This window comes from Streptomyces sp. NPDC030798 (assembly GCF_055572275.1).
On the sequence record NZ_JBVIDR010000001.1, the window covers coordinates 929,073 to 943,597 of the forward strand.

Below are 14,525 nucleotides of genomic sequence, written 5' to 3' on the forward strand. Positions count from 1 at the left end.
AGTGTCTCCTCGTGGGGGAGAGGGGAACGCGCGCCGATTGGCATGAACGCGGTAAAGCGTTGGTCATGCACAGTAGGAGGACTAGACCATTAGGTCAATGGTTCGGACCAATCCTGGGGCCCGAGAAGGCCCCCGCCGGCTTCCGGCTGGATTCCTGAAGTAAGCGGTCGTTAACTGGTGACGGGAGGTTGCCGATCGGGCATACTCACGGCACAGCCGCTGGTCAGCAGCTTCCGAGACCCGGGAGCGGGATGCCTTCGGCCGGATCCGAACGACCAGGCGGAGTCGCCCCCACCCAAGGCGCACGTCCGCCGATGTGCCCGAACAGGGAGGAGACCGACGCCATGTCCGACCGCGACCCGCAGCCGGTGGAGCGTCAACTGCCCACGGAAGAGGCGAGAGATCTGCTCGCGCTCGTCCGTGAGATCGCACAGCGCGAGATAGCGCCGAAGGCGGCCGAGGAGGAGGACGCCGGGCGCTTCCCGCGCGAGGTCTTCACCCTGCTCTCGGAATCGGGCCTGCTGGGCCTGCCGTACGACGCGGAGTACGGCGGCGGCGACCAGCCCTACGAGGTCTACCTCCAGGTGCTGGAGGAGCTGGCGGCGGCCCGCCTCACCGTGGGCCTCGGCGTCAGCGTGCACACGCTCGCCTCCTACGCCCTCGCCGCCCACGGCACCAAGCAGCAGCAGGTCGAGCACCTGCCCGCGATGCTCGGCGGTGGCCTGCTCGGCGCCTACTGCCTCTCCGAACCGTCCTCCGGCTCGGACGCGGCCTCCCTGCGCACCAGGGCCGTCCGGGACGGCGACGGCTGGGTGATCACCGGCACCAAGGCCTGGATCACGCACGGCGGCATCGCCGACTTCTACACCGTGATGGCCCGCACCGGCGAGGAGGGCCCGCGCGGGATCACCGCCTTCCTGGTGCCCGGCGACGCCGAGGGGCTGAGCGCGGCCGTGCCCGAGAAGAAGATGGGAATGAAGGGCAGCCCGACCGCCCAGATCCACTTCGACGGCGTGCGCGTCCCCGACGACCGGCGCATCGGCGAGGAGGGCCAGGGCTTCTCCATCGCGCTGGCCGCCCTCGACTCCGGGCGGCTCGGCATCGCGGCCTGCGCCATCGGGGTGGCCCAGGCGGCCCTGGACGAGGCGGTCGCCTACGCCACCCAGCGCCGGCAGTTCGGCCGGCCCATCGCCGACTTCCAGGGCCTGCGCTTCATGATCGCGGACATGGCGACGCAGATCGAGGCGGGCCGCGCGCTGTACCTCGCGGCCGCCCGGCTGCGGGACGCCGGCCTGCCGTTCGCCAAGCAGGCCGCCATGGCCAAGCTGCACTGCACCGACACGGCCATGAAGGTCACCACGGACGCCGTGCAGATCCTCGGCGGGTACGGCTACACCGCCGACTTCCCGGCCGAGCGCTACATGCGCGAGGCCAAGGTCCTGCAGATCGTCGAGGGCACCAACCAGATCCAGCGGATGGTCATCGCCCGTCACGTGGCGGGGCCGGAGGGTCGCTGAACTGCCCCCTGAGGACCGTCGGGGCCGCCAGCCTGATCCACTCCGGGTCGTGGCGGCCCGGAACGGTGCGGCCCCGGTCGGCCCAGGCGCGCATCAGCGCGCGGTAGATGGGCGGGTCCTGCGGGGTCGGCGGCGGAACCGATTCTGCCGGACGGGGCACGAAGACGCGGCGCTGACGCCCGATGGCCGAGTACGTGGGGGTCATACCAGGGGAAACGCGAGGACGCCTCCCAGGTCACCGCCCATCGCAATCGCGCGTGAGTTCACGGACGTCCGGCTCGGGCAACGCCCGGTTCCGCCGCGCCCGGATCACCGCTCCGGCGCTCCGTAGGGCGCACTGAACCCGCACCACGGCCGCGACGCGCGCCATGGTGCAGGGGTGGTCACAGCGGTGCGGTGGCTCAGGCGGCCCGGCGCATCGCCGGCACGCGCATCGGGCGCGAACCCGGGCCGCCGACGTGCGAGAAGGGCTGCGTCCGCCAGTTCAGACCCTGGGGGAGCGTCAGCAGAAGGGCGGTGTCCTGCTCCTGTGGAGCGACGGACTCGTCCGCGGGGCGTGCCTCGGCCGCCGCACGGCCCGTGCCCGCGCACACCGTGAGCCCGAACGGGTTCCACGGCGAGGCGCACAGCGCGTGCTCGGGCAGGACCTCCTCGTCCGCCAGCAGCGCGATCGGCTGCGCGCAGTCCGGGCAGATCACCCGGTACATCTCGAAGGTGTCGTAGGCGTCGAGTTCCTCGGGCTCGAGGGCCTCGGGTTCGACGCCCTCCGGCTCGGGCTCGACGCCCGGCTGCTGCCGCTTGGGCACGGAACGACCACGGCGATGGACACTCTGCATGGGTTTCTCCCCCTAAGGCTGGGCCGTGAAGGCGCTGCGGCCTCGACCACAGCAAGCACTTCCCGTCCCGTCTCGGCGGTAATCACGAGAACATCACGGAGCCCGTTCGAGCGCTGTGGCGTTCGTCACATGCCGTGCGCAGGTGCCCGGTGCGGTGGTTTTTGTGCCGAACGTGGTGTGACCTGCGTTGCCGAGCTATCCGAGGAGATCATCCGCACTGTAGGTTTTGGCGCCATGGAGGAGCTGGACCGTCAGATCGTGCAGCTGCTCGTCAAGGACGGGCGGATGAGCTACACCGACCTGGGCAGGGCCACGGGCCTGTCCACGTCGGCCGTGCACCAGCGGGTGCGCCGGCTCGAACAGCGTGGCGTCATCCGCGGGTACGCCGCGGTCGTCGACCCCGAGGCCGTCGGGCTGCCGCTGACCGCCTTCATCTCGGTGAAACCGTTCGACCCCAGCGCCCCCGACGACATCGCGGACCGTCTCGCCGGCGTCCCCGAGATCGAGGCCTGCCACAGCGTCGCCGGGGACGAGAACTACATCCTCAAGGTGCGCGTCGCCACCCCGCACGAGCTGGAGGAACTGCTCGCCAGGCTGCGCAGCCTGGCCGGAGTGTCGACCCGGACGACGGTGGTCCTGTCGACGCCTTACGAGGCCCGCCCGCCGCGGATCTGAACCCTCGGCGGCACCGGCGCCCCAGGTGCGTCCGCGCCCCCGTGGCGAGAGAGACTGTCGGCCATGAGTGAGCGCACTGCCGAGCCCCCCCAGACCGTCCTCCTGCGCCGCGGTGAGGTCCACAGCCCCGCCGACCCCTTCGCGACGGCGATGGTCGTCGAGGCGGGGCAGGTCGCCTGGGTCGGCTCCGAGGGCGCCGCCGACGCCTTCGCCGACGGCGTGGACGAGGTGGTCGACCTCGACGGCGCCCTGGTGACCCCCGCCTTCACCGACGCCCATGTGCACACGACCGCCACCGGTCTCGCCCTGACCGGCCTGGACCTGTCCGGCGCGCCCTCGCTGGAGGCGGCCCTGGCCCTCGTCCGGGACTTCGCCGCCGCCCGCCCGGGCGACCGCGTCCTGCTGGGCCACGGCTGGGACGCCGCCCGCTGGCCCGGCGGCCGCCCGCCGACCCGCGCCGAGCTGGACGACGCCACCGGCGGCCGCCCGCTGTACCTGTCCCGCATCGACGTGCACTCGGCGGTCGTCACCACCGCGCTGCTGGACCTGGTGCCCGGCCTGCGGCCCGTGGACGGCCCGCTGACCGCCGACGACCATCACGCCGTACGGGAAGCCGCCCTCGCCGCCCTCACGCCCGCGCAGCGCGCCGAGGCCCAGCGCACGGCCCTCGCCCACGCGGCCTCCCTCGGCATCGGCACCGTGCACGAGTGCGGCGGCCCGCGGATCTCCTCCGAGGACGACTTCACGGGCCTGCTCGCGCTCGCCGCCGAGGTGCCCGGGCCCCGCGTCGTCGGCTACTGGGCCGAGCAGGACGTCCACAAGGCCCGCGAACTCGGCGCGCTCGGCGCCGCCGGCGACCTCTTCGTCGACGGCGCCCTCGGCTCGCACACCGCCTGCCTGCACGAGCCGTACGCCGACAGCGGCCACTTGGGCACCGCCTACCTGGACGCCGACGCCGTCGCCGCCCATGTCGTCGCCTGCACCGAGGCGGGCCTCCAGGCGGGCTTCCACGCCATCGGAGACGCCGCGGTGACCACGGTCGTGGAGGGCGTGCGCGCGGCCGCCGAGAAGACCGGCCTCGCCCGCGTACGGGCCGCCCGGCACCGCGTCGAGCACGCCGAGATGCTCACCCCCGAGACCGTGGCCGCCTTCGCCGAGCTGGGCCTGATCGCCTCCGTCCAGCCCGCCTTCGACGCGCTGTGGGGCGGCGAGGACGGCATGTACGCCCGGCGGCTCGGCGCCGAACGGGCCCGCGCCCTGAACCCCTTCGCGGCCCTGCTGCGGGCCGGTGTGCCCCTCGCCTTCGGCTCCGACAGCCCGGTCACGCCGCTCGACCCCTGGGGCACGGTCCGCGCCGCCGCCTTCCACCACACCCCCGAGCACCGCGTCTCCGTCCGGGCCGCCTTCACCGCCCACACGCGCGGCGGCTGGCGGGCCGTCGGCCGCGACGACGCGGGCGTCCTGGTGCCCGGCGCCCCCGCCGACTACGCCGTCTGGCGCACCGGCGACCTGATCGTCCAGGCTCCCGACGACCGGGTGGCCCGCTGGTCGACCGACCCGCGCTCCGGCACCCCCGGCCTGCCCGACCTCACCCCGGGCAGCGACCTGCCGGTCTGCCTGCGCACGGTCGTGGGCGGACGGACGGTGTTCGTACGGCCGGGCGAGTGATCTCCCGGGGTGGCGCGGGGGCGATCATCGCCCGCCGCCGCGTCGCCCGACCTGCGCATCCTCCGCGCTCACCGTGAGGGTGCGGCCGTCCGTGCAGGTCAGAGGGGTGTTGACAGTCGACGGCCGGGGGCCGGTAGGTTCGGCCGCGTCCACCACCGGACGCCCGACCGGGGAGTGTTCGCAACTCGTCGCAGCGCCGCTGGGTCAGGGACGGTGTGCCGCACCGGGGCACCGTCACTGGGAGCCAGGCTCAGCGCCCGCGCCGGCGAGGGGACCCTCCAGCCGGTCGGCCAGGTGTGACCCGGGTGGGGCCCGGGTGCTCAGTAGACAACGGCTTTCGGACGATCCGCAGCCAGCGGGTCCCAGGTCGGCCCGAAGGGCGCCGGGCCCCCATCCGTCGCGGACGAAGGTGCCGAAAAGCGCGTTCTTACCCCACTCTTGTGGAATAGACACCACCGTACGAACGTGCTGTCACATCAGACCAGGCCGCGGCCACTAAGGTGGACGCCTGCGGTACGACATGAAGGGGCAGCAGTGAACGACGGCGACGGGACCCTCGCGGCCAGGGCCCAGGGGAGGCAGTTCGGTCCGCTCGGCACGACCTTGGTGATCATCCCGACCTACAACGAGGCGGAGAACATCAAGACCATCGTCGGCCGGGTCCGCAGGGCCGTCCCCGAGGCACACGTCCTGGTGGCGGACGACAACAGCCCCGACGGCACCGGCAAGCTCGCGGACGAGCTGGCCGCCGAGGACGACCACGTCCAGGTGCTGCACCGCAAGGGCAAGGAGGGCCTGGGCGCCGCCTACCTGGCGGGCTTCCGCTGGGGCATGGAGCGCGGCTACGGCGTGCTGGTCGAGATGGACGCCGACGGCTCCCACCAGCCCGAGGAGCTGCCCCGGCTGCTCACCGCCCTCAAGGGCGCCGACCTGGTGCTCGGCTCCCGCTGGGTGCCCGGCGGCCGCGTGGTCAACTGGCCCAAGTCCCGCGAGTTCATCTCCCGCGGCGGCAGCCTCTACTCCCGGTTGGCGTTGGACCTGCCGCTGCGCGACATCACCGGCGGCTACCGCGCCTTCCGCCGCGAGACCCTGGAGGGGCTGGGCCTGGACGAGGTGGCCTCGCAGGGCTACTGCTTCCAGGTCGACCTGGCCCGCCGCGCGGTCAGGGCCGGCTACCACGTGGTCGAGGTTCCCATCACCTTCGTCGAGCGCGAGCTGGGCGACTCCAAGATGAGCCGCGACATCCTGGTCGAGGCGCTGTGGCGCGTCACCGCCTGGGGCGCCACGGACCGCCTCGGCAAGCTGAAGGGGAAGGGCGGCAGGGGCAAGGCCTGAGCCGGGGGTCCGTCCGCGTCGCTCGCGGGTGGGGCGGCCCCTTGTGCCGTGCTGAGGGGGGTCCAGGCACACTGGGAACATGACGACTGGCGCTCCCACCTCCGCGACCACCGCTCGGCCCCGGCGTTCCCGGCTGCGCAGGTACCTGCCGCTCGGGGTCGCCGCGTGGCTGGTGCTGGAGATCTGGTTGCTGACGCAGGTCGCGGGCGCCGCAGGCGGCCCCACGGTGTTCCTGCTCCTGGTGGCGGGCGTCGTCGCCGGCTCCGTGGTCATCAAGCGGGCCGGGCGCCGCGCCTTCCGGAACCTGAACGAGGCGCTCCAGCGCGGGGGTTCCCCGGCCCGTGGCGGCGGCAACGGGCTGATGATGCTCGGCGGTCTGCTGCTGATCCTCCCGGGCCTGATCTCCGACGCCGCCGGACTGCTCCTGCTGCTTCCGCCGGTGCAGAAGGCCGTCGGCCGCGCCACCGAGAGCGCCCTGGAGCGACGGCTGCGCAGGTCCGCCCCCGGGACCCTGGGCGACGCCTTCCAGCAGGCCCGCATCCACCGCCCCGACGGCAAGGTGGTCCAGGGCGAGGTCGTCCGGGACGAGCGCCCCGAGCCGGGACAGCAGCGGCCGCCGCTCACCCGCTAGCTTCGCCGCGCGCGGCGACTCTCCCTCACCCGGGACAGCGAAAACCGCGGGCGCCGTACGTGAGATTCACGTACGGCGCCCGCGGCTTCTCGCGTGCGTCGCCTCGCGGCTTCCCGCTAGGCGGACTTGCGGCTGTCCCGGGGATGAACGGCGATGTTCATCGCCCCCGAGCGCAGAACCGCCAGACGCTCCTCGAGGACCTCTTCGAGCTCCTCACGGGTGCGCCGCTCCATCAGCATGTCCCAGTGGGTACGCGCGGGCTTGGCCTTCTTCTCTTCCGGGCCGTCGCCGTCCACCAGAAGTGCCTGGGCCCCGCAGACCTTGCACTCCCACTCCGGCGGGATCTCCGCCTCGACCGAGAAGGGCATCTCGAAGCGGTGCCCCTTCTCGCATGCGTACTCCACGGCCTGGCGCGGAGCCAGGTCGATACCGCGGTCCGTCTCGTAGCTGGTCACTACGAGGCGCGTACCGCGAAGAGCTCGCTCACTCATGAATCGTGCCTCCCGGGCTTGTCGCCCACAGGACAGGTGTCGCTGTCGTCGTCATCCGGTCAACGTCCGGTCGGCGGTAAAGATTCCCGTTCCGTGTCCCGTTCCGGGTCATGCGTCGCCGTCGTAGCCGCCCCTTGTTCTACCCACAGGCGCCCGGTTTGTCACATCTGATAGCAGATGTCACCCAGCGTTTCGGCATCTTTGACGCGCAGTAACGGTCCGCCTGGCAGGCCAAACGCGTACACTACCGCCCTTTGGTGTTGAGTGCTAAATCAGCCCTAGATCTTTTCCGGAACCGGGTTCCCCGCTTCGCCGATCGCCCGCCGCACCGGAACCCGTGCGAGCAGGGCGAAGCCCACGACGAAGAAGGCGACCAGCGAGACGATCGCCGACCGATAGCTTCCGGTCAGCTGATAGGTCACACCGAACAGCAGCGGGCCGAGCCAGCTCATCCCGCGGTCGCTCATCTCGTAGGCCGAGAAGTACTCGGCCTCCTTGCCCGGCGGCACCAGATGGGAGAACAGCGACCGGGACAGTGCCTGGCTGCCGCCGAGGACCAGGCCGATCCCGCCGGCCAGCACGAAGAACCCCACCGGAACCCGGGCGGGCAGGAAGTAGCCGGCGCCCAGCGTGAGCGTCCAGGCCACCAGTGAGCCGAGGATCGTCCGCTTCGCCCCGTACGTCCGCGCCAGCCGCCCCATCGCCAGCGCCCCCGCCACCGCCAGCACCTGCACCAGCAGCACCGCCACGATCAGCGTCGACTGGCCGAGCCGCAACTCCTCGGAGCCGTAGACCGAGGCCTGGGAGATCACGGTCTGGATGCCGTCGTTGTAGATGAGATACGCCAGCAGGAAGGCGAGCGTGAGCGGATGCCGGCGCATGTCCCGGACGGTGGCCCCGAGCTGCCGCAGCCCGGGGGCGGTGGCGTCCGCGGCGCCGGCCCCGCGCGCGTGCCGGTCGCGCAGCCGGCGCAGCGGCACGAGCGTGAAGGCGCCCCACCACAGCCCGGCCGAGGCGAGGCAGACCCGGACCGCGGCGGTCTCGCTCAGCCCGAAGGAGTCGTGCGCCGTGTACAGAACGAGATCGGCCACCAGGACCAGGGAGCCCGCCGCGTAGCCGAAGGCCCAGCCGCGCGAGGAGACCGCGTCGCGCTCCTCGGGCGGGGCGATCTGGGGCAGGTAGGAGTTGTAGAGCATCATCGCGACGGACTGTGCCGCGTTGGCCACGACGAGCAGCACCCCGCCCAGCAGGTACCGGTCGCCGTCCAGGAAGAACATGCCCGTCGTCGCGGCCGCCCCGGTGTACGCCGCCGCCCCGAGCAGCGGCTTCTTGCGGCCGTCACGGTCGGCGGCGCTGCCCACCAGGGGCATGACCAGCACCGCGACGATCACCGACAGGGACACCGAGTAGGCGAAGAAGGAGCCCGCCCGCACCGGGACGCCCAGGGGATGCACATAGCCGTCGGCGTCCGCCGCGTGCTCGGCCACCGAGGTGAGGTAGGGGCCGAGGAACACGGTCAGCACGCTCGTCGAATAGACCGAGCACGCCCAGTCGTAGAAGTACCAGCCGCGCTGCTCGCGCCGCAGTCCCGCGGCCTCGTCGGCCGTCCCCGCCCGCACGGTGTCGGTGCCCACCCGTGCCCTCGCTTCCCCGCAGAAGTGCCGTGCGAAGGAGCGGGGCCGGACGCGAAGGGCCCTCAGACCCAGACGCCGCGGTCCTCCATGACCTTGCGCAACGTGTCGATGTGATCGGTCATGATGCCATCGACGCCCAGGTCCAGCAGCCGGTGCATCCGCTCCGGCTCGTTGACGGTCCACACGTGCACCTGCAGCCCGCGCGCGTGGGCGGCGCGGACGAACCGGTGGTCGACCACGGGCACGCCCGACTGGGCCTCGGGCACCTGCGCCGCGACCGCCGACCGGCGCACCGCGGCCGGCAGCCCCCAGGAGCGCAGCCGCAGGCCGAGCACCCCGCGCGTGCCGAACGAGGTCGCCAGCCGCGGCCCGGCCAGCCGCTGTGCCCGCAGCACCCGCGCCTCGGAGAAGGAGCCCACGCACACCCGGTCCCAGGCGCCCGCGCGTTCGATCAGCTCCAGCAGGGGGCGCAGGGCCGGCTCCGCCTTGACGTCCACGTTCCAGCGGACCTCGGGAAAGGTCTCCAGCAGCTCCTCGAAGAGCGGCACCGGCTCGCTGCCGCCCACGCGCGCGTGCCGCACGTCCGCCCATGGCAGGTCGGCGATCCGGCCGGCCCCGTCGGTGACCCGGTCCAGGGTCGCGTCGTGGAAGGCGACGAGCCTGCCGTCCGCCGTGGCGTGCACATCGGTCTCCATGTACCGATAGCCGAGGTCCACCGCGCGCCGGAACTGCGCCACGGTGTTCTCCAGCCCGTCGGCGGCCCCGCCGCGGTGGGCGAAGGCGATCGGGCCGGGGTGCTCCAGGTACGGGTGGCGCAGGGGCGGCGTCAAGGTGGTCACGGACGCAGTATCGCGCGCCCGGGTGTCCCCGCGGCAACGACGGTGCTCCCCTCCGCTGCCGGCGGGGTGGCGAACGTGCGCAGGAAGAGCTGGGCCAGCGGGCCGATGGACAGCGCGTAGAGCAGCGTGCCGACGCCGATGGTGCCACCGAGGGCGAAGCCGGTGATCACCACCGCGAGCTCGACGGCCGTCCGCATCAGCCGGATCGAACGGCCGGTGCGCCGGTGCAGCCCCGTCATCAGCCCGTCGCGCGGCCCCGGACCGAAGCTCGCCGCGATGTACAGCCCGGTCGCCGCACCGTTCAGCACGATGCCCGCCACCAGCACCGGGATCCGTACGGCGAGGCTGTGCGCGTCCGGGACCAGGGCCAGGGTGCCGTCCATGGCGAGACCGACGACGAAGACGTTGGAGACCGTGCCGAGCCCCGGCCGCTGGCGCAACGGGATCCACAGCAGCAGCACCAGCGCCCCCACGACGATCGACACCACGCCGATGGACGCCCCGGTGAGCTTCGCGAGCCCCTGGTGCAGCACGTTCCAGGGCTCCAGCCCCAGATCCGCCTCCACGAGAAGCGCCGAGCTCGCGCCGAAGAGCGCGAGCCCGGAGTACAGCTGGATCAACCGTCTTGCAAGATGGCCACGAGTGGACACGAAGATTCCCCCCTGGGTGGTGGCGGTGGCCTGACGCATGACACTCTGTGGCTTGGGATGGAAGGCCATCCATGGCCAATTCGGGGAAGGTGGACTGATCGTCATGGCGCAATGGACCTCGGCCGTGGGGGCCGCGCAGCTCGCCCGGCTGCTCACCTCCCAGCAGGACCGCCCGGCGCCGGGCACGCGCCGTCCGCCCGCCTACCGCGCCCTCGCCGACGGCATCCGGCTGCTGGTGCTGGAAGGCAGGGTTCCGGTGGCCGCACGTCTGCCCGCGGAACGGGAACTGGCCCTCGGCCTGTCCGTCAGCCGCACGACGGTCGCCGCCGCCTACGAGGCGCTGCGTGCCGAGGGCTTCCTGGAGTCCCGGCGCGGCGCCGGCAGCTGGACCGCCGTACCGGCGGGCAACCCGCTGCCCGCCCGGGGCCTGGAACCGCTGCCCCCGGAGGCCCTCGGCTCGGTGATCGACCTGGGCTGCGCCTCGCTCCCGGCCCCGGAGCCGTGGCTGACCCGGGCCGTGCAGGGCGCGCTGGAGGAGCTGCCTCCTTACGCCCACACGCACGGCGACTACCCGGCGGGCCTGCCCGCCCTGCGCTCGATGATCGCCGAGCGCTACACCGCGCGCGGGATCCCCACCATGCCCGAGCAGATCATGGTCACGACCGGCGCGATGGGTGCCATCGACGCGATCTGCCACCTCTTCGCGGGCCGCGGTGAGCGCATCGCCGTCGAGTCGCCGTCCTACGCCAACATCCTGCAGCTGATGCGGGAGGCGGGCGCGCGGCTCGTGCCGGTCGCGATGGCCGAGGGACTGACCGGCTGGGACCTCGACCGCTGGCGCCAGGTCCTGCGCGAGGCGGCGCCCCGGCTCGCGTACGTCGTCGCCGACTTCCACAACCCGACCGGCGCGCTCGCCGACGACGACCAGCGGCGCCGGCTGGTCGACGCGGCCCGCTCGGCCGGCACCGTGCTGGTCGCCGACGAGACCATGTCCGAGCTGTGGCTCGACGAGTCCCTCGGGGACGCCGGCATGCCCCGTCCGGTCTGCGGCTTCGACCCGGCCGGATCCGCCGTCATCACGGTCGGCTCGGCCAGCAAGGCGTTCTGGGCGGGCATGCGCATCGGCTGGGTGCGGGCGGCACCGGACATCATCCGCAGCCTGGTCGCCGCGCGCGCGTACGCCGATCTCGGAACGCCGGTCCTGGAGCAGCTGGCGGTGAACTGGCTGTTCAGCACCGGTGGCTGGGAACAGGCCGTGGAGCTGCGGCGGCGGCAGGCCCGGGAGAACCGTGACGCCCTGGTGGCCGCGGTACGCCGGGAACTGCCCGACTGGGAGTTCGAGGTGCCCCAGGGCGGCCTGACCCTGTGGGTCCGCGCGGGCGGCCTTTCGGGCTCTCGGCTGGCCGAGGCGGGCGAACGCGTCGGCCTGCGCGTCCCCTCCGGACCCCGCTTCGGCGTCGACGGCGCCTTCGAGGGGTATGTGCGTCTGCCCTTCACGGTGTCGGGCGCGGTCGCGGAGGAGGCGGCGTCCCGCCTCGCGGCAGCGGCGCGCCTGGTCGCGACGGGAGCGACGGGGGGCACGGAGGCACCGCGCACGTTCGTGGCGTAGCGGCGCCACGGGTGGGCTCGTGGGCGCCTCAGGGGTACAGGGGCCGTGGGGCGGCCCGGGTGGGCGCGGCGGCACACGCGCGCGGGGGAGCGGCGCCGGCCCCGGCGGGCCCGGCACCGGGTGCCTACGAGCGCTCGGCGGCAACCGCCTCCGCGGCGTGCGGCGCCGTCTCGACCGCCTCGACGTCGACCGCCTCCACCGGCGTCGTCCGCGCCGGCAGCAACGCCAGCACCGCCTCCCGGTCGCCCTCGCTCGTCGCGTCGTCGTAGGGATCCGGAGTGCATGGCACCTGAAGGCGGTGCACGGGTCCGGACCCCAGCCGCGCGTAGCCGCGCCCGGCCGGCACCTGGGCCGGCGGCGTCGTGTGCGGCGGCATCCCCAGTACGGCCTCCACCTGTTCGGGCGCCGCCGGCCCCAGCACAACCCGCGCGCGCGTGTGCTGCCGCACCGCCTCGCACAGCACCTCCGCACTGTCGAACTGCTCCGCCACCACGACGGTCACGTTCGCCGCGCGCCCGTGCCGCAGCGGCATCTGCAGCAGCACCTGCGGGTCCTTGCGGTGCTCGGCCTCGGCGAGGTGCGTGAAGACGGTCGGCCGGTCCAGGAGGAGCCACAGCGGGCGCCGGGTGTCGTCGGGCGGCGGGTCGCCCGCCTGCCGGGCCCGGTTGACGGCGATGAGCCGCCGCTCGGTCTCCTGGGCGGCCCACTCCAGGCTGGCCAGGGCCCCGGCCGGCGCGCACTCCACCGCCAGCACGCCGTCCCGGCCGGTCAGGCACGCGTACTCGCCGGTGCCGCCGCCGTCGACGATGAGGACGTCACCGTGCTGCAGCGCCTGCAGGGCGATCGAGCGCAGCAGGGTCGAGGTGCCGCTGCCGGGATGGCCCATGGCCAGCAGATGCGGCTCGGTCGAGCGCATGCCGGTGCGCCACACGACCGGCGGGACGTCACGCCGGTCCTCCCCGTAGGACAGCGGCAGCGTGCGCTGCACCTCGGTGGGGTCGGTGAAGCCGAGGACCGTCTCGCCCGGCGCGGTGACGAAGCGCTGGGCGGCGATGTCCGTGGGCAGCGGGGCGAGGGCGGTGACCGTGAGCCGGTTGCCGCTCTCGTCCCACTCGAAGTGGTACTCACGGCCCCGCCCGGCCTTGGCGGTGAGCAGCTGCTCGATCCGCGCGCGGGCCGCGCTCTCGCCGTCCGGGAAGTGCGCGGGGTAGCGGATCACGAGGTGCCCGACGCGCCCGGCGTCGTCGAACCCGTGTTCCTCGATCGCCTTGTCCCACTCCCCGCCGTGGGCGTACAGCGGTGCCGGGTCCTCGGGGACGGAGAAGTACGGCACCAGTGCCTCGTACAGCGCCCGGAGCCGCTCGGTCTGCGACGCGTCCGGCCCCTCGGGCTCCGGTGGCGTGCGGTCGCGGCCCTGCCAGGCGGCCGCCGCCATCAGGGCGATGGCGGCGAGCAGCGGCCCGTACGGCATCAGCGCCACGACCAGGACCACGGAGGCCGCCAGGAACAGCAGCGGCCCGCGCTTGTCCTTGGGTGTCTCGGCCCACCTGCGCCGCCCGGCCGAGGCCAGCCGGCGCAGCCCGCGCGAGATGGTGATCAGCGGGTGGAGGACGTCGGTGGCGCTGTCGGCCGCCGTCCGGGCCAGCTCCCGGCTCCGGGCGATCTGTGCCCGGGCGATCTGCGCGCTGTCCTTGCTCAGAATGCGGGGAAGAGGGCGCCGGGCCACTGCTGTCTCCTGACGGTGCGTACGGGCGGGAGGTGGGGCGTCAGAATTTGATGCCGCCGAGGAGGCTCGCCAGACTCTCGCCGCCGGCCTTGATGCTCGGTGCGATGGCGGTGCTCGCCAGGTAGAAGCCGAACAGGGCGGAGACGCACGCGTGCGAGCCCTTGAGCCCGTCCTTGCGGAAGAAGAGGAAGACGATGATGCCGAGCAGGACCACGCCTGACATGGAGAGGATCATTTGGGGTCTCCTGGTGTCGAGAGGGGACAGTCACCATGAGTACTTCCAGAATCACAGGATGTGTCTATACGATAAAAGGTGCAACTGGGTGAATTCCGGTGCTTTTCACCCTCGCGATGGAGTCGCCGGTAGGCCGGTTGAGCAGGGCGCTTGCGTCCGGCGCGGTCTGCAGTGATCTTTACCTCGGGCACTTCGGGTCATGTGAGGCGCGAGCCAGTACCCTTGCGATTCACCTGAACGGTTGTAATGAGAGGCGGTCCGGCCGATGAGCGAAGCCCTCGACCCCGAGGTCGTGGAGCTGGCGACCAAGATCTTCGATCTGGCCCGGCAGGGGCAGACCGAGGCGCTGGTGGCGTACGTCGACGCGGGCGTTCCGGCCGACCTCACCAACGACCGCGGTGACAGTCTGGTGATGCTCGCCGCGTACCACGGCCACGCCGACGCGGTGCGCGCCCTGCTCGCCCGGGGCGCGGACGCGGACCGGATCAACGACCGGGGTCAGACCCCGATCGCCGGGGCCGTCTTCAAGGGCGAGACGGACGTGATCAAGGCCCTCCTGGAAGGCGGCGCCGACCCGGCCGCGGGCACCCCCTCGGCCGTCGACACCGCACGCATGTTCGGCCGGACCGCACTTCTGGAACTGTTCGACGCACACTGATACGCATGTCCTGATCAGCTA

The 14,525-nt window shown here is 72.9% G+C and carries 14 protein-coding genes; 7 read left to right on the forward strand and 7 right to left on the reverse strand.

Going from position 1 to position 14,525, the window contains the following annotated elements:
* Nucleotides 1–344: 344 nt before the first annotated feature.
* Complete coding sequence (locus tag ACZ404_RS04335) at nt 345–1,517, forward strand: acyl-CoA dehydrogenase family protein (RefSeq protein ID WP_468435737.1); 1,173 nt, start codon at nt 345–347, stop codon at nt 1,515–1,517.
* A gap of 401 nt (nt 1,518–1,918) precedes the next feature.
* Here the strand turns inward: ACZ404_RS04335 and ACZ404_RS04340 are convergent, their stop codons facing one another.
* Nucleotides 1,919–2,353 carry a hypothetical protein gene (locus tag ACZ404_RS04340; protein WP_468435738.1) on the reverse strand — a complete coding sequence of 145 codons (435 nt, stop codon included), beginning with the start codon at nt 2,351–2,353 and terminating at the stop codon, nt 1,919–1,921.
* Between the two features lie 234 nt (nt 2,354–2,587).
* On the opposite strand from ACZ404_RS04340, the gene ACZ404_RS04345 reads away from it, so the two are divergent.
* From ACZ404_RS04345 to fxsA, 4 genes are all read left to right on the forward strand, one after another.
* Nucleotides 2,588–3,028, forward strand: coding sequence for an Lrp/AsnC family transcriptional regulator (locus ACZ404_RS04345; RefSeq protein ID WP_468435739.1), 441 nt, complete (start codon nt 2,588–2,590; stop codon nt 3,026–3,028).
* A 63-nt stretch (nt 3,029–3,091) separates the two neighbouring features.
* The gene (locus ACZ404_RS04350; protein WP_468435740.1) at nt 3,092–4,696 is read left to right on the forward strand and encodes an amidohydrolase; all 1,605 of its coding nucleotides are present in this window, start codon (nt 3,092–3,094) and stop codon (nt 4,694–4,696) included.
* A gap of 534 nt (nt 4,697–5,230) precedes the next feature.
* Nucleotides 5,231–6,031 (forward strand): polyprenol monophosphomannose synthase, encoded by an 801-nt coding sequence (locus ACZ404_RS04355; protein WP_468435741.1) that lies wholly within the window; start codon nt 5,231–5,233, stop codon nt 6,029–6,031.
* 79 nt (nt 6,032–6,110) lie between these two features.
* Nucleotides 6,111–6,662 carry an FxsA family membrane protein gene (gene fxsA, locus ACZ404_RS04360; protein ID WP_468435742.1) on the forward strand — a complete coding sequence of 184 codons (552 nt, stop codon included), beginning with the start codon at nt 6,111–6,113 and terminating at the stop codon, nt 6,660–6,662.
* A gap of 116 nt (nt 6,663–6,778) precedes the next feature.
* Here fxsA and ACZ404_RS04365 read toward each other — a convergent pair whose 3' ends face one another.
* From ACZ404_RS04365 to yczE, 4 genes are all read right to left on the reverse strand, one after another.
* Nucleotides 6,779–7,153: an RNA polymerase-binding protein RbpA gene (locus ACZ404_RS04365; protein ID WP_003977404.1), complete on the reverse strand. Its 375-nt coding sequence runs from the start codon at nt 7,151–7,153 to the stop codon at nt 6,779–6,781.
* A gap of 278 nt (nt 7,154–7,431) precedes the next feature.
* A complete protein-coding gene (locus ACZ404_RS04370) occupies nt 7,432–8,787 on the reverse strand; it encodes an MFS transporter (RefSeq protein ID WP_468435743.1) in 1,356 nt (451 codons plus the stop codon).
* A 62-nt stretch (nt 8,788–8,849) separates the two neighbouring features.
* Nucleotides 8,850–9,617, reverse strand: coding sequence for a glycerophosphodiester phosphodiesterase (locus ACZ404_RS04375; protein WP_468435863.1), 768 nt, complete (start codon nt 9,615–9,617; stop codon nt 8,850–8,852).
* Between the two features lie 5 nt (nt 9,618–9,622).
* A complete protein-coding gene (gene yczE, locus ACZ404_RS04380; RefSeq protein ID WP_468435744.1) occupies nt 9,623–10,315 on the reverse strand; it encodes a membrane protein YczE in 693 nt (230 codons plus the stop codon).
* A gap of 64 nt (nt 10,316–10,379) precedes the next feature.
* Between yczE and ACZ404_RS04385 the strand changes: the two genes are divergently transcribed.
* Nucleotides 10,380–11,885, forward strand: a complete 1,506-nt coding sequence (locus ACZ404_RS04385; RefSeq protein ID WP_468435745.1) for an SCO1417 family PLP biosynthesis transcription factor — start codon at nt 10,380–10,382, stop codon at nt 11,883–11,885.
* 124 nt (nt 11,886–12,009) lie between these two features.
* Here the strand turns inward: ACZ404_RS04385 and ACZ404_RS04390 are convergent, their stop codons facing one another.
* On the reverse strand, nt 12,010–13,611 hold the full coding sequence (locus ACZ404_RS04390; RefSeq protein WP_468435746.1) for a P-loop NTPase family protein: 1,602 nt from the start codon (nt 13,609–13,611) through the stop codon (nt 12,010–12,012).
* Nucleotides 13,612–13,651: 40 nt separating this feature from the next.
* On the reverse strand, nt 13,652–13,846 hold the full coding sequence (locus ACZ404_RS04395) for a hypothetical protein (protein WP_468435747.1): 195 nt from the start codon (nt 13,844–13,846) through the stop codon (nt 13,652–13,654).
* Between the two features lie 265 nt (nt 13,847–14,111).
* On the opposite strand from ACZ404_RS04395, the gene ACZ404_RS04400 reads away from it, so the two are divergent.
* Complete coding sequence (locus ACZ404_RS04400; RefSeq protein WP_468435748.1) at nt 14,112–14,504, forward strand: ankyrin repeat domain-containing protein; 393 nt, start codon at nt 14,112–14,114, stop codon at nt 14,502–14,504.
* Nucleotides 14,505–14,525 lie beyond the last annotated feature (21 nt).